Consider the following 18,898-nt stretch of genomic DNA (forward strand, 5'->3'; position numbering starts at 1 on the left):
AAGTGCAATCGACCAAGATCCTCTGGGGCCAGGTCACGATCGTCTTACTGATCGTGCTCGGCGCCGTGTGGGGCGCCACGCAATGGACCGCCGACGCGCTGGGATATCAGAGCGAACTCGGTCCGCCCTGGTTCGTCATCCGCCGCTATCCGGTCTATCCGCCGCCAGCCTTTTTCTGGTGGTGGTTCAGCTTCGACGCCTATGCGCCAGCAGTCTTCGTTCGCGGTGCCTATATCGCGGCCTCGGGTGGGATCGCGGCGGTAGTCGTGGCGATCGCCATGTCGGTGTGGCGCGCCCGCGAACTCAAGGTCGCGCAGACCTATGGTTCGGCCCGCTGGGCGACGTCACGCGAAGTCGAACAGGCTGGCCTGCTCGGCGACGACGGCGTCGTGCTCGGCCGGCTCGACAACGCCTATCTCCGTCATGACGGACCCGAGCATGTGCTCTGCTTCGCGCCGACGCGCTCGGGCAAAGGCGTCGGCCTCGTCATCCCGTCACTGCTGACCTGGCATGGCTCGGCGATCGTCCACGACATCAAGGGCGAGAACTGGACGCTGACCGCAGGTTTTCGCGCACGGGTCGGCAAGGTGCTGCTGTTCGACCCGACCAACCCGGCCTCCGCCGCCTACAATCCGTTGCTCGAGGTCCGCAAAGGCGAGTGGGAAGTGCGCGACGTGCAGAATGTCGCCGATGTGCTCGTGGACCCCGAAGGCTCGCTCGAGCGCCGCAACCATTGGGAGAAGACCAGCCACGCACTGCTGGTCGGTGCCATCCTCCACGTCCTTTATGCCGAGCCCGACAAGACGCTTGCCGGCGTCGCCGCATTCCTTTCCGATCCGCGACGTCCGATCGAGGCGACGCTCGCCGCGATGATGTCGACCAAGCACCTGGGCGGGGCCGGCGTCCACCCCGTGGTCGCGTCGGCGGCGCGGGAGCTGCTCAACAAATCCGAGAACGAGCGATCGGGCGTGCTCTCGACTGCGATGTCGTTCCTCGGCCTCTACCGCGATCCGGTTGTCGCCCGGGTCACCAGCAGATCCGAGTGGCGGATCGCGGATCTGGTCGAAGCCGATCGCCCGGCGACGTTGTACCTGGTTGTGCCGCCCTCCGACATCAGCCGGACCAAGCCCCTGATCCGCCTGCTCCTCAATCAGATCGGGCGGCGGCTGACCGAGGAGCTGAAACCCAGCACCAGACGCCACAAGGTGCTGCTGATGCTCGACGAGTTTCCGGCGCTGGGGCGGTTGGATTTCTTCGAGTCCGCGCTCGCCTTCATGGCCGGCTACGGGTTGAAGGCGTTCCTGATCGCCCAGTCGCTCAACCAGATCGAAAAGGCGTACGGCCCCAACAACGCGATCCTCGACAATTGCCACGTCCGGGTGAGCTTCGCGACCAACGATGAACGTACCGCCAAGCGGATCTCCGATGCACTCGGCACCGCCACCGAGATGCGCGCGATGAAGAACTATGCCGGGCATCGGCTGTCGCCCTGGCTTGGCCACCTCATGGTGTCGCGCACCGAGACCGCGCGCGCGTTGCTCACCCCGGGCGAAATCATGCAGCTGCCGCCCGACGACGAGATCGTGATGGTGGCGGGCGTCCATCCGGTCCGGGCGATGAAGGCTCGCTATTATGCCGATCGGCGCCTGACCGCCCGAATCAGCGACCCGCCAGCGGCGGTGAAGCGGGGCGCTCGCGCCAACGACTGGACCGGCCTGCCGATACCCGGACGGACCCATTCCGCAACCGAAGCGCAACGCGAGTCGGATGACGCGGCTAATGGCGGCATCCGCCGGGAACCAGCATTGCCCAAGGAACAGGAGATCGTTCCGCCATCGCCACCGCCGCCCGGCGAATTCGAGTTTGATGATAGCGCCGGCGACGATGCGGCCACGGCGCGGCGCCTCAATGACACGATGCGCGGCAATGCTCGGCAGGCATCGCTGGATCCGAACGACGGGATCGAACTATGAGCAAGCTGCGGATCAAGCACACGTTTCGCCTGCCGCCTGACTTGTCGGCGCAGCTCGCGGACTACGCTGCGCGAAAGCGCGTTACGCAGGCGCTGGTCGTGGAGACCGCGCTTTCGTCCTTCCTGTCCGGCGACAGCAGCGAGCATCTTGAGGCGGTGCTGAGCCGCCGGCTCGATCGGTTATCGCGCCAGGCCGATCGGCTGGCATGGCATGTCGAGCTCAGCAACGAGACGCTGGCCCTGTTCGTGCGCTTCTGGCTCGTCAACAATCCGCCGCTGCCGGACACCGCCCTCGCGGCCGCGCAGGCGATGGGGAAGGATCGCTGGGAGCGGTTCATCGAAACGCTCAATCGCCGGATGGAGTTCGGGCCGCGGCTGAAAAATGAGATTTCGGAAGACGTGGCGGGAGCCGGGGGCAAGCGGCAATGAGCAAAGCCGGGTGTACCGTCTGTGGCTTCAAGGCGGATTCAGCGCCGCCACAGGAAGAGGGTCGGCATGCCCCCAGAAGCGTATGATCGCTCGTGCATACCGGCTCAGATCCTCGCCGCTGATCCGAAGCAGGTCGCTTGCCGGAGCCGCGCCTGGCGCAAGGTCATGATAGTCTGACGCTTCCTCATCCCAGAGTTGGGGCGCCAGTACCTGTAGTTCCTTACACGAGCGGCCTTCGCCATGGCGAACCACGTTGGCGACCAGATGGAGTTCTTTAAGGTCATCGACGAGCCCCGCCGTTGCCAGATCGAAAGATGCGATCCCCGCGCATGTCGGGAGCGCCGTCTCCATGCTGCTGGCCTTTTTACCATGGGTATGGGCCCACCGGCAAAGCTGGCGCTCGAACAGCCCATCCATCGTCAGCGCGAATGCCCTCGCAGCTTCGAAGGCCGTGTGATTGTCGACTTGCTCCGAGCAGCGGTTCAATAATTCATCCATGCTGCTGGCCTGTCCGCTAACAAGCGGGTCGTGCATAGGGAGTTGTTCGAGCACCGGCACGACGATCCGCTGAAAGAAGCGGTCGATATTGGCCTGGAATATTCGCGGGAGTTGATCGGCTACATTCATGCCTCCAACATATGCTGACCTGCGGGCGCAACCAAGCATCCTCGACTTTGCGCTATGCGTTCGTTCGAAGCGACTCTACCCTCCGTGCGATGGCAAGGGCGGCATGACAACAGGACCCTCCGAAATTCCCGACGACATTCTCGCATGGATTGAATCGCGGGTGCGTGTGCGTGGCCCCGTGCCGCTGGTCGACCAGATGTTTCAGCACGGCCGCCACTATCATGAATGCGCGTTGCGCTGTCTCGAGCTTCGGGGGGACGGTCAGACATTTCTGTTCCCGCCAGCGCTGGTGCTGCTGGCGTTCGTCGTGGAAATCTACCTCAAGTCGCTCCTCGCGGCCGAAGGCAAGACCGGCAAGGATCTTCATGGTCATCATCACGGCGATCTCTATGGTCGCCTGTCCGCGGAAACCCAGGCGGCGATCGCCGAACGTTACCAGCAGCGCCATGGCAAAACCCTCGCCGACGATTTGCCAGGATATGCCGACCTGTTCGTTAAGCATCGCTATGCGTACGAGTTGGAAGGCTCCCATGAGACCGACATGTCGGGCGTCGCCCAGCTGGCGTCGAGCCTCTACGAGGTAGTGACCGAAATTCGATCCGATCTGATTCAGTCCGGTCTGGTCCACGACCGCATCACCGCCCAGAATCAGGGAATCCCGATCATCATCGGCAGCTAGGCCACCGACTCAATGCGAGTCGCTCTCCAAGGCACGGTATCCAAGTCAATTTTACTCTCGGAAATGCCGAGTGCCGGATCTGCGAATAGCCGATCCTTCCTGTCTTTTCGCTACGGTACGCCTGACGCAACATCCTGTTGCCAAGAGTGAATTTGGTGCCTCCTTAGTCACCCCTGTCGCCGGAGCAACTTAGCACCGGCCTGAGAACAGGGTGCCGATCAGTGAGTGCTGCTACAATCCGTTCAGAAGCTTCGCGCCGCGGCGCGCGCATGCTGCGGACCGCGCTCGGCACCTCGATCGCTGCCTGGCTGGACGATCCCGAGATCGTCGAGGTCATGCTCAATCCCGATGGCCGGCTTTGGATTGATCGGCTTGGTGCTGGGCTGGCGGACACCGGGATGACCGTGCCGGCGGCCGACGGTGAACGCATCATTCGCCTGGTCGCGCATCACGTTGGCACCGAGGTCCATGCCCGCTCGCCGCGCGTGTCCGCCGAGCTGCCGGAATCGGGCGAACGCTTCGAGGGGCTGCTGCCGCCCGTGGTGACCGCACCCGCCTTTGCAATCCGCAAGCCTGCCGTCGCCGTATTCACCCTCGACGACTATGTCGCGTCAGGCATCATCTCCGCCGGGCAATGCGCGTCACTCCGCGAAGCGGTGACCGGACGCGAGAATATCCTGGTCGCCGGCGGCACGGGCACCGGCAAGACCACGCTCACCAACGCGCTGCTCGCCGAGATCTCCGACACTCGCGATCGGATCGTGCTGATCGAGGACACGCGCGAGCTTCAGTGCACCGCGCCCAACCTCGTCGCGATGCGGACCAAGGAAGGGGTGGCGACGCTCTCCGATCTGGTGCGCTCCTCGCTTCGCCTCCGACCCGACCGGATTCCGATCGGGGAAGTTCGCGGTGCCGAAGCGCTCGATCTCCTCAAGGCCTGGGGCACCGGGCATCCGGGCGGCTTCGGCACCATCCATGCCGGCACTGCGCTCGGCGCACTGCGCCGGCTCGAGCAGCTCATCCAGGAAGCCGTCACCACCGTGCCCCGTCCGCTGATCGCCGAGACCATCGGTCTGATCGCGGTGCTGGTCCGCGAAAGCGCCGGCCGCCGCCTCGCCGAACTCGCCCGCGTCCAGGGTCTCGAGCCCTCGGGAGAATACCGCCTCCACTTCCTCACCAACGGAGAGTCCGAATGAACGTCTCACTTTCCGCTGCCCGCACCTGCGGGGCGGCACTCTACACCAGCGCCTTCGTCGCGCTGACCGCCGGTCCGGCACAGGCGTCGGGATCTTCGATGCCTTGGGAAAGCCCGCTCCAGTCGATCCTGGAGAGCATCGAAGGCCCGGTCGCGAAGATCATCGCGGTGATCATCATCATCGTCACCGGCCTGACCCTCGCATTCGGCGAGACCTCGGGCGGGTTTCGCCGCCTCATCCAGATCGTGTTCGGGTTGAGCATCGCGTTCGCCGCCAGCTCATTCTTCCTCAGCTTCTTCAGCTTCGGCGGCGGGGCGCTGATCTGATGGAACATCTCGACTCCGGTGCTGCCATCCCCGGCTACTTCGCGCCCGTCCATCGTGCGCTGACCGAGCAGATCCTGCTCGGCGGCGCACCGCGTTCGGTCGCGATCGTCAACGGCACGCTCGCCGGCGCCGTCGGGCTCGGCCTGCGGCTGTGGTTGGTCGGCCTAGTCATCTGGGCAGTCGGCCATGCCGCTGCGGTCTGGGCGGCGCGCCGGGATCCCCAATTTCTCGAAGTCGGTCGGCGGCACATGCGCTACCCCGCCTTCCTGCGCGCGTGAGTCGGCCATGATGTCCCTTCGCGAATACCGCGCGCGCGGTTCGAGTCTTACCGACTTCCTGCCCTGGGCAGCGTTGGTCGCGCCGGGCCTCGTGCTTAACAAGGACGGCTCGTTCCAGCGTACCGCCGCGATCCGCGGTGCAGACCTGGACTCGGCGACGCCCGCCGAGCTGGTCGCGACCGCCGGACGTCTCAACAGCGCGCTTCGCCGGCTCGGTTCCGGTTGGGCCATCTTCGTCGAAGCACAGCGCGTGCCGGCGCACGACTATCCCGACAGTGACTTCCCAGATCCGGCCTCGGCCCTGGTCGAGCGCGAGCGCCGTGCGCAGTTCGCCGAGGAAGGAGCGCATTTCGAAAGCGCCTATTTCCTGACGCTCCAATGGATGCCGCCCGCCGAGGACGCCGCGCGCGCCGAAGGCTGGCTGTACGAGGGCCGGTCTCGAAGCGGTGTCGATCCGAATGAGTTGCTCGCCAATTTCGCCGATCGGAGCACTCGCCTGTTGCATCTGCTCGAGGGCTTTCTGCCCGAGGCGCACTGGCTCGATGATGGCGAAACGCTCACCTATCTCCACTCGACGATTTCGACCAAGCGTCAGCGCGTCCGCGTCCCCGAGACGCCGATGTACCTCGACGCGATCCTGGCCGACGAGCCGCTGGTCGGCGGCCTCGAACCACGGCTGGGCAGCCAGCATCTTCGGACCCTGACGGTTACCGGGTTTCCGAGCGTGACCTTTCCCGGCTTGCTCGACGATCTCAACCGGTTGGCCTTCCCGTATCGGTGGGTGACGCGCGCGATCACGCTCGACAAGACGGACGCCACCAAGCTGCTCTCTCGCATCCGCCGCCAATGGTTCGCCAAGCGCAAGTCGATTGCGGCGATCCTCAAGGAGGTGATGACCAACGAGGCGTCCGTGCTGGTCGACAGCGATGCCTCGAACAAGGCGGCAGACGCCGATCTCGCGCTCCAAGAGCTTGGCAGCGACATGGTCGGGCAGGCCTATGTGACCGCGACAATCAGCGTCTGGGACGCCGATCCGGGGCTCGCTGCCGAGAAGCTTAGGTTGGTCGAGAAGGTCGTCCAGGGTCGCGACTTCACGGTGATCGCCGAAGGCATGAACGCAGTCGAGGCGTGGCTCGGAAGCTTGCCCGGCCATGTCTACGCCAATGTTAGGCAGCCTCCGATCTCGACGCTCAATCTGGCGCATATGGTGCCGCTGTCGGCGGTCTGGGCCGGGCCGGTGGCCGATGAGCATTTCAACGCGCCGCCGCTTTTTTTCGCGCGGACCGAGGGCTCGACTCCGTTCCGCTTCTCGCTGCACGTCGGCGATGTCGGCCACACGCTGATCGTCGGGCCGACCGGTGCCGGCAAGTCGGTCCTGCTGGCGCTGATGGCGATGCAGTTCCGCCGCTACGAGAATGCGCAGATCTTCGCGTTCGACTTTGGCGGATCAATCCGGGCCGCGGCGCTGGCGATGGGCGGCGACTGGCAGAATCTTGGGGCTACGCCGCAGGATGAGAGCGCGCATGGTGTTCGGCTGCAGCCCCTGGCCAGAATCGACGACCTAGCCGAGCGCAGCTGGGCCGCCGAATGGCTCGCCGCGATCTTTGCCGCCGAAGGCGTGGTGCTCGACCCCCAAGGCAAGGAGCATCTCTGGGCTGCGTTGAACTCGCTGGCATCCGCGCCGGTGTCGGAGCGGACGCTCACCGGACTTGCGGTGCTGCTCCAGTCGCAACAGCTCAAACAGGCGCTCGGCCCCTATTGTGTCGGCGGCCCCCACGGCCAGTTGCTCGACGCGGAGTCCGAGCATCTTGGCGACGCCCGCGTCCAGGCCTTCGAGACCGAGGGATTGATCGGGAGCGCCGCAGCGCCCGCGGTGCTTTCCTACCTGTTCCACCGGATCGAAGCCCATCTCGACGGCGCCCCGACGATGATCATCATCGACGAAGGCTGGCTCGTCCTCGACAGCCCGGCGTTCGCGAACCAGCTGCGCGAATGGCTGAAGACGCTGCGCAAGAAGAATGCGAGCGTCGTGTTCGCGACCCAGAGCCTCGCCGATATCGAGACGTCGGCAATCGCGCCAGCGATCGTCGAAAGTTGCCCGACCCGCATCTTCCTTCCCAACGAGCGGGCGTTCGAGCCGCAGATCGCAGCCATTTATCGCCGGTTCGGGCTGAACGAACGCCAGATTGAGATCCTCGCCAGGGCGACCCCCAAGCGCGACTATTACTGCCAGTCGCGCCGCGGCAACCGCCTGTTCGATCTCGGACTGGGCGAGGTCGCGCTCGCTTTCACGGCCGCTTCGTCGCGCACCGACCACCGCCGCATCGCCGAACTTCTCGAGGCCCATGGCCGCGCCGGTTTCGCCGCCGCGTGGCTGCGCGCCCGCGGTCTCGATTGGGCCGCAGATCTTCTCCCCCTCACTGCCCAGGAGTAATTGTCATGCGTTCTTCATCGCTTCGCCGCCTCGCGCTTTCATGCGGCTCCGCCCTGCTGATCGCCTTCGCCGCGGCACCGGCCCACGCTCAGTTCGGCGGGGTCGTCTACGACCCGACCAACTATTCGCAAAACGTGCTGACTGCGGCCCGCACGCTCGAGCAGATCAACAACCAGATCAAATCGCTTCAGAACGAAGCTGAGTCGCTGATCAACGACGCCAGGAATCTCGCATCGCTGCCGACATCCGCGCTCGCCGAGCTTCAGTCCCAGGTTCGGCAGACCCAGCAGCTGCTGAGCAACGCGCAGCGCATCGCCTATTCGGTTCAGTCGATCGATCAGGCCTTCAACAGCCGGTATCGCGGTTCCCCCATGTCGGCGACTGACAAGGCGCTGGTCGATAACGCACGCGCCCGCTGGGAAGACACTGTCGCCGGCTTCGAGGATGCGCTCAAGGTCCAGGCCGGCGTCGTCGGCAACATCGAGGGCTCGCGCGACGCGATGGAGCGAATCGTCGGCTCCAGCCAGTCGGCATCGGGCGCGCTCCAGGCCACACAGGCCGGCAATCAGTTGCTCGCTCTCCAGGCGCAGCAGCTTGCCGACCTGACCGCGGTGGTGGCGGCGCAGGGCCGGGCTCAGGCACTCGAAGCCTCGCAGCGCGCGGCCGCGCAGGACCAGGCCCGCGAGCAGTTGCGCCGCTTCCTCACGCCCGGGACCGATTATCGGCCGACCCCGGTGCAGATGTTCCACCGCTGAGGCTTGGGTGATGAACCTCCGGCTTCCGGCTCGCATCGGTGCATTTGCGTGCATCGGCGTCGCACTCGCAATGGGTCTGCTCGCCTTGCGCGAGGAGCCGAAGCCGGCATCGCCGCCTCAAAATTTCTCGACCGACCTGCCCACAGACCCGCTCCAGGCAAAGCTTCGGAGCTGCCAGTTGGCCGGGCAGGCGGCGGGCTCGGACCCGGGCTGCCTCGCAGCCTGGGCCGAGAACCGCCAGCGCTTCCTCGGGCAATCGCGATCACCCCCAGTTGTGCCGGATGCGGACGATGCGCCCGGCAAATCCTCCGAGCCGGCGATCTTTGCAGACGATCCGATCACCAACACCCAGCAGGAGCAGTGACATGGGCGGCACTGGCGTCATCGACCGGTTTCTCCAGGTCTTCACCTCGTACATCGATTCCGGATTCGGCCTGCTTCAGGGCGAAGTTGCGTTCCTGGCGACCACGTTGATCGTCATCGACGTGACGCTCGCGGCGCTGTTCTGGACCTTGGGCGAGGGCGACGACATCATCGCCAGGCTGGTCAAGAAGACGCTGTTCGTCGGCATCTTCGCCTACATCATCGGCAACTGGAACATGCTCGCGAGGATTGTCTTCGAGAGCTTTGCCGGGCTTGGCCTGAAGGCCTCCGGCACCGGATTTACGGCCGCCGAGCTGCTGCAACCGGGCCGCGTCGCGCAGGTCGGACTCGACGCAGGACGTCCCATCCTCGACTCGATCTCCGGATTGATGGGCTACATCAGCTTCTTCGAGAATTTCATCCAGATCGTCGTCCTGCTGTTCGCCTGGGTGATCGTGCTGCTCGCCTTCTTCGTGCTGGCCGTGCAGCTGTTCGCGACGCTCATCGAATTCAAGCTGACGGTGCTGTGCGGCTTCGTGCTGATCCCGTTCGGGCTGTTCGGGAAGACCGCGTTCATGGCCGAGCGCGTGCTGGGCAATGTCGTCTCCTCGGGCATCAAGGTTCTGGTGCTCGCGGTGATCGTCGGCATCGGCTCGACGCTCTTCTCTGAATTTGTCGGCGCGATCGGCAACGCACAGCCGACGATCGAGGACGCGATGGCAATCGTGCTGGGTTCGCTATGCCTGCTGGGCCTCGGTATCTTTGGTCCAGGCATCGCCAGCGGCATCGTCTCCGGAGGCCCGCAGCTTGGCGCAGGCGCCGCGGCCGGCACCGCACTCGCGGCAGGTGGCGTGATCGCAGCCGGCGCGGCTGCCGGGGGCACGGCGCTCGGCGCTGCCGGCGGCGCGCTCGCGGGCGCAGGCCGAACCGTCAGCACCGCGACCAGCGCCTATCGTGCTGGAGCCGCAGGCAAGTCGGGCATGTCCGGTGTCGCATCGGGCCTGGGCAATGTCGGCCGCACCGCTACCCAAAGCGCCATGTCGCCGCTTCGGCGCGCGGCTGGCGGATCGTCCAGCGGATCTGCTGGAGCGGGCGCCGGCCCCGGTGGTGGATCTGGCGGCGGCGGGGTTGGTGGTGGCCCAGCGGCGGCTGTCGAGCGGGACTCGGGCGGCGTGCCCAAGCCTCAAACTGGCGCAGGCCCCGTCGAGCGTGACAGCGGCGGCGTTCCGCTACCCCAGTCCGAAGCGTCTCCGGGCGCCTCAGCGTCCGCCGTCTCCGAGCCAGCATCGAATGCGGCTTCACCACCGCCCGAAGCTCCCCGCAGCGAACCTCCCGCCTGGGCCCGGTCGATGCGCCGCCATCAGGCGATCGTCCACGGCGCCAGCGGCGCCACCCACACCCTGCGCGGCGGTGACAGCCGAGGTCCCGGCGCCTCCGTCAGCGTCACCGACAAGGAGTGAATTGCCATGTTTCGACGATCGACCGTGCGCTACGGCGCGACCCCCGAGCCCGAGACCCCCTATCAGCGGGCCGGGCAGGCATGGGATGACCGTATCGGCTCTAGCCGGGTTCAGGCCCGGAACTGGCGGCTGGCCTGCTTCGCCGCGCTCGCGCTGTTGGCGCTGTCCATCGCCGGACTGATCGGCATGGCCATGCGCGGCACGATCACCCCCTGGGTCGTCCAGATCGACAAGATGGGTGAGGCTCAGGCCATTGCACCCGCCGACGCCGACTATCGCCCGAGCGACCCGCAGATCGCGTACCATCTGGCACGTTTCGTCGAGAATTTCCGGGGGATTCCAGCCGACCCGGTCGTTCTCCGCCAAAGCTGGCTGCGGGCCTATGACTTCACGACCGCCAAGGGGGCGCTCGCGCTCAACGACTATGCCCGCAACAACGACCCCTTCGCGCAGGTCGGCAAGTTCCAGGTCGCGGTCGACGTCTCCAGCGTGATCCGCGCGTCGGACAGTAGCTTCCGCATCTCGTGGACCGAGCGGCGCTACCAGGACGGGAGCCTCACCGCGACCGAGCGCTGGTCGGCGATCGCAACGGTCGTGATCCAGACCCCACGCACGCCCGAGGCGCTCCGCAAGAATCCCCTCGGCGTGTTCGTCAACGCCCTCAACTGGTCAAAGGAGCTCACGCAATGACCCCGATCCGCACGGCGATCCTGCCGGCCCTGCTGACGCTCGCGGCCTTGCCGCTTGCCGCATGCAGCGCGTCCCATGCTCAGACACGGTCCCTGACATTCGAGGCCGCGCCTGCCGCCGCACCCGAACCGGAGCAGCCAAAGACAGTCGAGATCATCCGCGTCCCCGAACCGCTCCCTCTACCGGGGCAGTTGAAACCGATCTCGGCAGCATCCGTGCCGGAGCCCGCCGACCCCAAGACCCGGATCGGCACCGCCAATGCGGCGGCGCGCATGCAGCCCGTGCGCGACGGCTTTCTCAATGCGATCCAGCTCTACCCCTGGGCGGAAGGTGCGCTCTATCAACTCTACACCGCGCCCGGTCAGGTCACCGATATCGCGCTGCAGGAAGGCGAGCAATTGGTGGGACCTGGCCCAGTAGCAGCGGGCGATACCGTCCGCTGGATCATCGGCGACACGATCAGTGGCTCTGGTCCGGGGCAACGCGTCCACATCCTGATCAAGCCGACCAGGGCCGGCCTCTTCACCAACGTCGTGATCAACACCGACCGACGCACCTATCATCTCGAGCTGCGCTCGACGCCCGAGACCTATATGGCCTCAGTGTCCTGGACCTATCCGCAAGATGCGTTGATCGCACTTGCCGCCCGCAGCCGCGAAGCAGCCGCTGAGGCGCCCGTCGTGCCAAACATCGACATCGATGCGCTCAATTTTCGCTATCGGATCGAAGGCGATCGTCCGTCCTGGCGACCCCTGCGCGCCTTCGATGATGGCCGTCAGGTCTTCATCGACCTTCCGTCGAACATCGGCCAGAGCGACCTTCCGCCGCTGTTCGTCGCCGGCGCCAAGGGCGAGGGCGAGCTCGTCAACTATCGCATCCGCGGGCGCTATCTGGTGGTCGATCGCTTGTTCGCTGGCGCTGAGCTGCGGCTTGGCGCCGGCAAGTCCGAGAAGCGCGTGCGCATCCTTCGTGACGGCGCCATGCCGGTGGAGAAGGTGAAATGAACGCCGCTGCTGAACCCGCTTCAGCGGGCGCGCCCGACCTTCGGCTGCGCGGCGATCCGCCCCGCGTGATGCGCCTCTCGCGCAAGGCTCTCGCAATTGTCGGGTTGGTGACGACCGCCGGCATTGGCGGAGCGCTGGTCTACGCTCTTCAGTCCTCAGCGCCGAAGAGCCAGACCGAGCTCTATGCGACTGACAATCGCGCGGCGTCCGACACCCTTGCTGGTGCACCGAAGGACTATTCGCAGGTGCCCAAGCTTGGCCCGCCACTGCCAGGCGATCTTGGCCGGCCGATCCTCTCGGCGCAGCAGCGCGGCGTCGATGTCCCGCCGCCGCCAATGGGTACCGCACCGCCGACCCCCGCTGGTCCTGCCGCCAACGCGGCACAAGCCGCACGCGAGCGTGTTCGTCAGGAGCGGGACGCCGCGCGCACCAGCAAGGTATTTGTCGGGGGAGAAGGTGCAGCCGCCTCGACCGGCGCCGGAGCCGCTCCGCCGGTGCAACTGCCGGCAGTCGTGAGTGCCGTCGCAGCGCCGACAGCACCCTCCAGCGGCGATTCCGATCAGAGCGGCAAGCGCAATTTCCTGCGCGCTTATGAAGGTGCGCCGACCGAGAGCGGCCATCGGGTGACCCAGCCGACCTCACCCTATGTGGTGCAAGCGGGAAGCGTCATTCCCGCCGCATTGATCACCGGCATCCGTTCCGACCTGCCCGGCATCATTACCGCGCAGGTGACCCAAAACATCTATGACAGCGTCACCGGTCGCCACCTGCTTATCCCGCAAGGCAGCCGGCTCATCGGCGAATATGATTCGCAGGTCTCGTTCGGTCAGAGCCGCGTTCTGCTCGCTTGGGATCGTCTGATTCGTCCCGATGGGCGCTCGATCCAGCTTGACCGGCTACCCGGCGCGGATGCCGCGGGGTATTCTGGGCTGCAGGATCGAGTAAACCAGCATTGGGGCGGGATACTCCGTGCAGCGTTGATTTCGACACTGCTCAATGTCGGCACCGAGGTCGGCAACGGCAACGACGACGATCTCATCCGCGCGCTTCGCCAAGGCACCTCGGAATCGATCGGCCGCACCGGCCAGGATCTCGTCCGCCGCCAGATGAGCGTGCAGCCCACGCTTACAATCCGGCCCGGATTCCAGCTCCGCGTGATCGTGACCCGCGACATCGTGATGACGCCAGCAGGAGATGTAAAATGACGCTCAAGCTGGGGCCGCTCGCGGACGACAAGCCGGTCAAGGTGACGATCGACGTTCCGGCGGAAGTGTATCGAGATCTGACAGCCTATGCCGAGGCGCATGCTGTAGCGACTAACCAGACGTCGCAGGGTCCGGCCAAATTGATCGTGCCGATGATCGCCCAGTTCATGGCGACCGATCGCGGGTTCGCGAAGGCGAGGCGATCGTGACAAGCTTTTCTCTGAGGGTTTGGGCGCGCGCAATGACTTTAGCACCAGCACAGTCCCTCGCGACTAACATCGCCAGGACTCTGCGCTAGATCCGCGCGGGGAGGTTTGCGCCCCCTGAACCTCCCCATCGCGGGGAAAGGCCGTCACGATCCCCTCCTCGTGGCGGCCTTTCTGACTCCACCTGACCCATAATGTCCCTCATGGTCCTTCCATAACGATGGGCGACAAGCGCCAGGAACCGGGCGAGCGCCGGGTTGGGGTTGTCTTCCCGCCAATGCAGGACCTGGTCGATCCGCGTCGGACCGAAAGCGTCTTGGACGGGTCGCAGCACGATTGCCGGATCAGCCCTGACGACTGCGCCGGCCGTGATGGCCACGCAGTTGCCGCCAGCGAAGCTCAGGAGATTGCTGCGGCTGACATTCTGGTGGGATATGCTTGGGGTGAAGCTGGCCCCCAACATGCGCGCGCGGATCATCGCGGCAATCAGCGGGCCCGGATCTGCCACCGTTACGAGGAAGGAAGCGTTGCGCAGATCGGTCCAATAGAGCTGCGCACGCGTTTCGAGCGGATGGCCTCGCGCCATTGCGACGGTGAGTGGCTCGCTCCACAGGCACAGCGAACGATGACCGGGCTCTCCGGTATCGCCGGCGACGATCGCGACATCGAGTCGGTCGCGATCGATCTGGGTCAGGAGCGTATCGCGTGCACCTTCCATTGGCTCGAGCGCGACTTCGGGGCAGGCGGTCCGATACGCTTCGAGGATCGCTCTCAAATCGCCCGCGGCGAGCGAGCTCTGAAAGCCGATCCGCAACTTGCCAGCATTCCCCTTGGCGAGGGCCTCCGATTCAATCGACAGCGCCTCCAGATCAATCAGGATGGCACGAGCGCGATCGAGGAAACGCTGACCGACTGCGGTCGGCGCGACCCCTTGTGTGGATCGGTCGAACAGCGATAGGCCCAGGCGGAGCTCAAGAGTGCGGATACGTTTGCTAAGCGTGGATTGCTTCACGCTGAATTTCCCGGCGGCCCGGCTGAAACTACCGGTCTCCGCAGCCGCCAGCGCATAGCGCAGGAGGTGAACGTCGATCATGGCGCATCCCTGTCCGTCTTGCCCCGGTGATCGGGGGCGCGCAGTGAGCCAGCTAGGCGATCAGAAGTCTGCGTGCCAATTACAAGAAATGGGGAGGCGTGCTGCCCCAACGCCGCCTCTTTGCTGGCACCTCTTCCCCTTTTTCGTCCAGTTGGACTTCACCGGATATCCGGACGTTCGGAACGAAAAGGTGTACAGGCGGCGCACCAGACGTCCGCAACATTGTCGTGAACCTGTGGCATGCGCGGATGCGAAGGCAAGACCCATCGCGTCCGCACAGATTCAGTCATCGGCGTCGGCCTGAATCAGCAGCAGCATCGCCTCAGCCATGCGCCGTTCGACCTCGGCCACCGCGACACCGGGACGCGCGGCGATCTCGACACAGCCAAGGCTATCCAGCCGATGCATCAGGAACACCGCGCGCGTCGTGGCATCCATGCGCCGCACGCGACGCTCCAGCCGGGCTAGCTCGACGTCAACGCCGGACGCCTGTCGCCAGAATTTCCACCGCATCGGCCCCGGGAAAGGGGTGGGCGGCAAGGAGCGCACCGCAGTCCCGCCGATCGAGGCGGGTCGCACCCAAAGGGCCGCAGCACAGCGAAGGACCCGGAGCAGCCGGGTTGCGGCACGCTGCGGCGGGACTAAGGGCAGCGACCGCCCAGCCCCTTTGCCGGGGGCGAAACCAGCGCCGACGCGCATAGCGCGGCGTCCACAGATCCTGCGCGCCAGCGCAAGGCTCCAGCGGAGCCCATCGAGTGTGTCACGCGGCAAAACAAAGATGCTGCGGACCCTGGCGGCTGCTTCGCAGAAGTCCGCCCGCGCACGCTCATCCAGCTCCACGTTCGATCTGCCGGCAACGCCGACGCGTCAGCGACCGCAACCCGCATGGGCCGAGACGCGCAGCGACTCGGCGACGCGACAGCGCCCTAGAGCGCGACCGCGCGACCGCGCGACCGCGCGGGACGCCGACACGCCACGGGCATGAGATCAGCTCACGCTAACGTTGGTTTTTCTTCCCGCCAGTTCGATTAAGCGAGGCAGCCCTTGCGAAATTCTGAGGGAACCTGCCTGTTCCTCTGACCAACTCCGCGAGCCAGTCATGCCCGAGCCTATCGACCGAATTCTCCGTCTTCCTGCGGTACTCGACGCCACCGGCCTCAGCCGCTCGACGCTGTATCGGAAGATCAATCAGGGGACGTTCCCCAAGCAAATCGCGATCAGCGCTCGATGCGCTGGCTGGCGCCAATCTTCTGTGAATGCCTGGCTAATGAACCCGATCCACTACACCTGCTCGGAGGACTCCTGACCCGACGCCGCCACATGCGAGGCACTGGCATTCCACCGCAAACACACCCGAAGTCGATAGCGGTAAGGTCGAGTAAGGCGACATGCCTTCACTTGACGCATCAGGTTGGAGCCATCGAAAGCGACGCATTCCCGTTGGTGCATGTGGTCTCGACCTTCGAGAAGGTAACGCGGGACTGCTACCGAGTTGGCGGCCCCATCTCCTCGGCGAGGTTTTCCCGCATCTTTGCGTCGGGAGCGTTCATGTTGATCCCGCTTGGGAGAGCCCACGCCTCTGTCTGCCGAGCCGCCACGGCGGCCTGCGGCGGCGGGAGCTTGGCAACGCGCTGATTTCGGCCATGGCCGACTTCGTGTTGACGCGCGGCATCGACCACATCACTGGCGTCAGGCTATGACGGTGTAGCGGCTGCATCCCCGCCCACAGCTTTTCCAGTGGAACCGCTTCCACACACGAACGCGCCCCATTGCGCCATCATCAGCCTACGCTTGTCGAGAAAATCGGTGCGCCGATACGCAGCCTCGACCCTATTGGACACCGCGTGCGCCAGCGCAGCTTCGGCCACCTCTCCTGGATAATCGGTCTTGTCCGCAACCCAGTCCCGGAAAGCAGAACGGAACCCGTGAACTGTGACGGCAAGCTCCATGTCGCGCAAAATCTTGAGCAAGGTCATGTCGGACAGCGGCCTTTTCACATTCTGTCCTGGAAACACGAGGTCGCTCGCTCCGACCTTGAAGGCGTTCGCCCGCTCGAACACGGCGACGGCCGCATCGGATAGCGGCACAAGATGAGTCCGTCCCATCTTCATGCGCTCGGCGGGGACCGACCAGATGAGGTTCTCCAGATCCAGTTCCGACCAGCATGCGCCGCGAATCTCCCCTGACCGTGCAGCGGTCAGGATGAGGGCTTCGAGCGCAACTCGGCCGACCGACTCCCGCTCCTGCAGTTTCTCGACGAACGCCGGGACATCGGCATAGGACATCGCGGCAAAATGCCGATCCTTCTTGGGCTGGCGCGGCAGACCCTTCGCAATCGAGCGCATCGGCGCCTCGGTCGCCCTGAACCCCTTCGCGCATGCCCAGTCGAGAACCGTGGCGATCCGCTGGCGCACGCGACGTGCTGTCTCCGGCTTGCTCAACCAGATCGGGGCGAGCACGTCACGAATGGCAGGCCCTTCAATCTCGTTCACCGGTCGATCGCCGAATGCCGGAAAGGCATAGGACTCCAGCGTCGAAATCCACTGCTGCTGGTGCTTTCCATTCTTCCATGCTGCGCGGTGTTCCTCATGAACGCTGTTCGCCGCCTCGCGGAACGTCGGAACCGTGATCCGCTCCTGCTTGCGCTCCTCCACGGGGTCGATTCCCTGAGCGATCTTGCGCCGCACTGTGAATGCCGCCTCGCGCGCATCGGCGAGCGATACCGACTTCAACGAACCAAGTCCGATATCCCGCCGAATCTTGTTCACTTGAATGCGGAGGAACCACCGCGCTGAGCTTTTTCCGTCCAATTGGAGGAAAAGGCCGTCGCCATCGGAATATTTACCGGGCTCGGTCAACGAGCGGATCTTGGCCGCCGTGAGCTTCCCCATCGCTTCCTACTCCATTTTACCCCACACTTTGCCCCACACTTCGTGTGGGATGGTGTGGAATTGGGTGAAACGCAGCGGAACGAAAAAACCGCTGATTTCCGGGAGTTTTTAGCGGTTTTTTAGGGGCGTGGCGACCTAAAAAAGGTCCAAAATGGCGGAGACGGAGGGATTCGAACCCTCGGTACGGTTCCCCGTACGACGCTTTAGCAAAGCGTTGGTTTCAGCCACTCACCCACGTCTCCGGATGTCTGTAGCGAGCGGGCGCTATAGCGAGCGTCGCGCGTGCGATCAATGGGCCGTTTTGCGGCGGTTTGGCGCAAATTCGACTCGGGTCATCGCCGGTTCATTGCCGCGAGTCCAGGGCGAGTCCAAAGCGTAGAATGCGGGAGGGTTTGAATGCGACGATTGTTGATCTGGATCGGGATGGCGCTGGCGGTGCCGCCAATGATGGCGGGTCCCGCGCTGGCGCAGAGCATCCAGACCGTCGATCCCGACAGCGCGATCGACGCCGATCTCGACCGGCCGCAATCGCAGATACCCGACGAACAAGCCTATCCAGGCGAACCGGTCGATCCTGGCGCCCCCTATGCCCCGCCCTATGACGGGCAACAGGATCAACAGCCCGCGCCGCCGCCCGCGGCACCCGCAGGGGCGCCTCCCGTTGCGGGGGGCGAGTTGCAGAAACCCGAAGTGCCGACCACCTTCGATCAGGTCCGGCTCGTCGCCGCGGCTGAGGGCGTGTTCGGCAAAGGCGCGTCAGGACTCGCCGCGCTGATCGAGGATATCTTGAAGGAACAGGGCGAGCCCAACGCCTATATCGCCGGGTCCGAAGGATCGGGTGCGATCGTCGTCGGACTGCGCTATGGTTCCGGAACGATGGTCCATGCGGTCGAGGGCGAGCGCGATGTGTACTGGACCGGCCCTTCGGTGGGATTCGACGTTGGCGGCGATGCCAACAAGGTGTTCGTGCTCGTCTACAATCTCTATGACAGCCAGGAACTCTACAAGCGTTTCCCGGCGGGCGAGGGGCGACTCTATTTCGTGGGCGGTTTTTCCGCCACCTATCTGCGCCGTGGCGATGTAGTGCTGATCCCGGTACGACTCGGCGTCGGATGGCGTGCGGGCGCAAATGTCGGCTATATGAAGTTCAGCGAAAAGCGGCGCTGGCTGCCGTTTTAGGTTCGGCTCAGCTGGGCTGAACCGGCTGCGGTGCCAGCCCGCTCCCCCACCCGGCCACCCAATAGATTACTGACGTTGGATGGCCGGGTGGGGGAGCGGGCTGGCGACCTC

20 protein-coding genes and 1 tRNA gene are annotated in these 18,898 nt (G+C 65.1%); 16 read left to right on the top strand and 5 right to left on the bottom strand.

Annotated features, from left to right (window positions below; translation table 11 throughout):
- Nucleotides 1-2: 2 nt before the first annotated feature.
- Together FPZ54_RS14050 and FPZ54_RS14055 are read left to right on the top strand one after the other, a co-directional pair.
- Nucleotides 3-1,973 carry a conjugal transfer protein TraG gene (locus FPZ54_RS14050; RefSeq protein WP_145848176.1) on the top strand — a complete coding sequence of 657 codons (1,971 nt, stop codon included), beginning with the start codon at nucleotides 3-5 and terminating at the stop codon, nucleotides 1,971-1,973.
- Nucleotides 1,970-2,401 (top strand): CopG family transcriptional regulator, encoded by a 432-nt coding sequence (locus FPZ54_RS14055; RefSeq protein ID WP_145848178.1) that lies wholly within the window; start codon nucleotides 1,970-1,972, stop codon nucleotides 2,399-2,401. Before FPZ54_RS14050 ends, FPZ54_RS14055 begins: the two co-directional genes overlap by 4 nt.
- A gap of 27 nt (nucleotides 2,402-2,428) precedes the next feature.
- Here the strand turns inward: FPZ54_RS14055 and FPZ54_RS14060 are convergent, their stop codons facing one another.
- Complete coding sequence (locus FPZ54_RS14060; protein ID WP_239019589.1) at nucleotides 2,429-3,028, bottom strand: hypothetical protein; 600 nt, start codon at nucleotides 3,026-3,028, stop codon at nucleotides 2,429-2,431.
- Here FPZ54_RS14060 and FPZ54_RS14065 point away from each other — a divergent pair.
- The 12 genes from FPZ54_RS14065 to FPZ54_RS14120 all read left to right on the top strand — a co-directional run bounded on the left by FPZ54_RS14065 (nucleotide 3,027) and on the right by FPZ54_RS14120 (nucleotide 13,627).
- Nucleotides 3,027-3,707 carry a hypothetical protein gene (locus tag FPZ54_RS14065; RefSeq protein ID WP_186456778.1) on the top strand — a complete coding sequence of 227 codons (681 nt, stop codon included), beginning with the start codon at nucleotides 3,027-3,029 and terminating at the stop codon, nucleotides 3,705-3,707. The genes FPZ54_RS14060 and FPZ54_RS14065 overlap by 2 nt on opposite strands.
- 269 nt (nucleotides 3,708-3,976) lie before the next feature.
- Nucleotides 3,977-4,903, top strand: a complete 927-nt coding sequence (gene trbB, locus FPZ54_RS14070) for a P-type conjugative transfer ATPase TrbB (protein ID WP_422396537.1) — start codon at nucleotides 3,977-3,979, stop codon at nucleotides 4,901-4,903.
- A complete protein-coding gene (locus tag FPZ54_RS14075) occupies nucleotides 4,900-5,229 on the top strand; it encodes a TrbC/VirB2 family type IV secretion system protein (protein WP_145848184.1) in 330 nt (109 codons plus the stop codon). The genes trbB and FPZ54_RS14075 overlap by 4 nt, the downstream gene beginning before the upstream one ends.
- Nucleotides 5,229-5,507, top strand: a complete 279-nt coding sequence (locus FPZ54_RS14080) for a VirB3 family type IV secretion system protein (RefSeq protein ID WP_145848186.1) — start codon at nucleotides 5,229-5,231, stop codon at nucleotides 5,505-5,507. The genes FPZ54_RS14075 and FPZ54_RS14080 overlap by 1 nt, the downstream gene beginning before the upstream one ends.
- A gap of 7 nt (nucleotides 5,508-5,514) precedes the next feature.
- Nucleotides 5,515-7,941: a conjugal transfer protein TrbE gene (gene trbE, locus FPZ54_RS14085; RefSeq protein WP_145848187.1), complete on the top strand. Its 2,427-nt coding sequence runs from the start codon at nucleotides 5,515-5,517 to the stop codon at nucleotides 7,939-7,941.
- A gap of 5 nt (nucleotides 7,942-7,946) precedes the next feature.
- The gene (gene trbJ / locus FPZ54_RS14090) at nucleotides 7,947-8,696 is read left to right on the top strand and encodes a P-type conjugative transfer protein TrbJ (RefSeq protein WP_145848189.1); all 750 of its coding nucleotides are present in this window, start codon (nucleotides 7,947-7,949) and stop codon (nucleotides 8,694-8,696) included.
- Nucleotides 8,697-8,706: 10 nt separating this feature from the next.
- A complete protein-coding gene (gene trbK-alt, locus FPZ54_RS14095; protein WP_145848191.1) occupies nucleotides 8,707-9,060 on the top strand; it encodes a putative entry exclusion protein TrbK-alt in 354 nt (117 codons plus the stop codon).
- A 1-nt stretch (nucleotide 9,061) separates the two neighbouring features.
- Complete coding sequence (gene trbL / locus FPZ54_RS14100; RefSeq protein WP_145848193.1) at nucleotides 9,062-10,519, top strand: P-type conjugative transfer protein TrbL; 1,458 nt, start codon at nucleotides 9,062-9,064, stop codon at nucleotides 10,517-10,519.
- Between the two features lie 6 nt (nucleotides 10,520-10,525).
- Nucleotides 10,526-11,209: a conjugal transfer protein TrbF gene (gene trbF, locus FPZ54_RS14105; protein ID WP_145848195.1), complete on the top strand. Its 684-nt coding sequence runs from the start codon at nucleotides 10,526-10,528 to the stop codon at nucleotides 11,207-11,209.
- Nucleotides 11,206-12,213: a P-type conjugative transfer protein TrbG gene (trbG, locus tag FPZ54_RS14110; RefSeq protein WP_145848197.1), complete on the top strand. Its 1,008-nt coding sequence runs from the start codon at nucleotides 11,206-11,208 to the stop codon at nucleotides 12,211-12,213. Before trbF ends, trbG begins: the two co-directional genes overlap by 4 nt.
- Complete coding sequence (locus tag FPZ54_RS14115) at nucleotides 12,210-13,418, top strand: TraB/TrbI/VirB10 family type IV secretion system protein (RefSeq protein WP_145848200.1); 1,209 nt, start codon at nucleotides 12,210-12,212, stop codon at nucleotides 13,416-13,418. Before trbG ends, FPZ54_RS14115 begins: the two co-directional genes overlap by 4 nt.
- Nucleotides 13,415-13,627: a DUF2274 domain-containing protein gene (locus FPZ54_RS14120; protein WP_145848202.1), complete on the top strand. Its 213-nt coding sequence runs from the start codon at nucleotides 13,415-13,417 to the stop codon at nucleotides 13,625-13,627. The genes FPZ54_RS14115 and FPZ54_RS14120 overlap by 4 nt, the downstream gene beginning before the upstream one ends.
- 85 nt (nucleotides 13,628-13,712) lie before the next feature.
- Here FPZ54_RS14120 and FPZ54_RS14125 read toward each other — a convergent pair whose 3' ends face one another.
- Nucleotides 13,713-14,717, bottom strand: a complete 1,005-nt coding sequence (locus FPZ54_RS14125) for a LysR family transcriptional regulator (RefSeq protein WP_145848204.1) — start codon at nucleotides 14,715-14,717, stop codon at nucleotides 13,713-13,715.
- 282 nt (nucleotides 14,718-14,999) lie between these two features.
- Nucleotides 15,000-15,164, bottom strand: coding sequence for a sigma factor-like helix-turn-helix DNA-binding protein (locus FPZ54_RS14130; RefSeq protein WP_186456779.1), 165 nt, complete (start codon nucleotides 15,162-15,164; stop codon nucleotides 15,000-15,002).
- A gap of 652 nt (nucleotides 15,165-15,816) precedes the next feature.
- Here FPZ54_RS14130 and FPZ54_RS14135 point away from each other — a divergent pair.
- Nucleotides 15,817-16,023, top strand: a complete 207-nt coding sequence (locus tag FPZ54_RS14135; RefSeq protein WP_145848208.1) for a helix-turn-helix transcriptional regulator — start codon at nucleotides 15,817-15,819, stop codon at nucleotides 16,021-16,023.
- A gap of 388 nt (nucleotides 16,024-16,411) precedes the next feature.
- On the opposite strand, the gene FPZ54_RS14140 is transcribed toward FPZ54_RS14135, so the two are convergent.
- Complete coding sequence (locus FPZ54_RS14140; protein WP_145848210.1) at nucleotides 16,412-17,608, bottom strand: tyrosine-type recombinase/integrase; 1,197 nt, start codon at nucleotides 17,606-17,608, stop codon at nucleotides 16,412-16,414.
- A gap of 152 nt (nucleotides 17,609-17,760) precedes the next feature.
- Nucleotides 17,761-17,850 (bottom strand) — tRNA-Ser (locus FPZ54_RS14145).
- 154 nt (nucleotides 17,851-18,004) lie between these two features.
- On the opposite strand from FPZ54_RS14145, the gene FPZ54_RS14150 reads away from it, so the two are divergent.
- Nucleotides 18,005-18,787: a DUF1134 domain-containing protein gene (locus FPZ54_RS14150; RefSeq protein ID WP_145848212.1), complete on the top strand. Its 783-nt coding sequence runs from the start codon at nucleotides 18,005-18,007 to the stop codon at nucleotides 18,785-18,787.
- Nucleotides 18,788-18,898 lie beyond the last annotated feature (111 nt).

Source organism: Sphingomonas suaedae (assembly GCF_007833215.1).
In the GTDB taxonomy this organism is placed as follows: Bacteria; Pseudomonadota; Alphaproteobacteria; order Sphingomonadales; family Sphingomonadaceae; genus Sphingomonas; species Sphingomonas suaedae.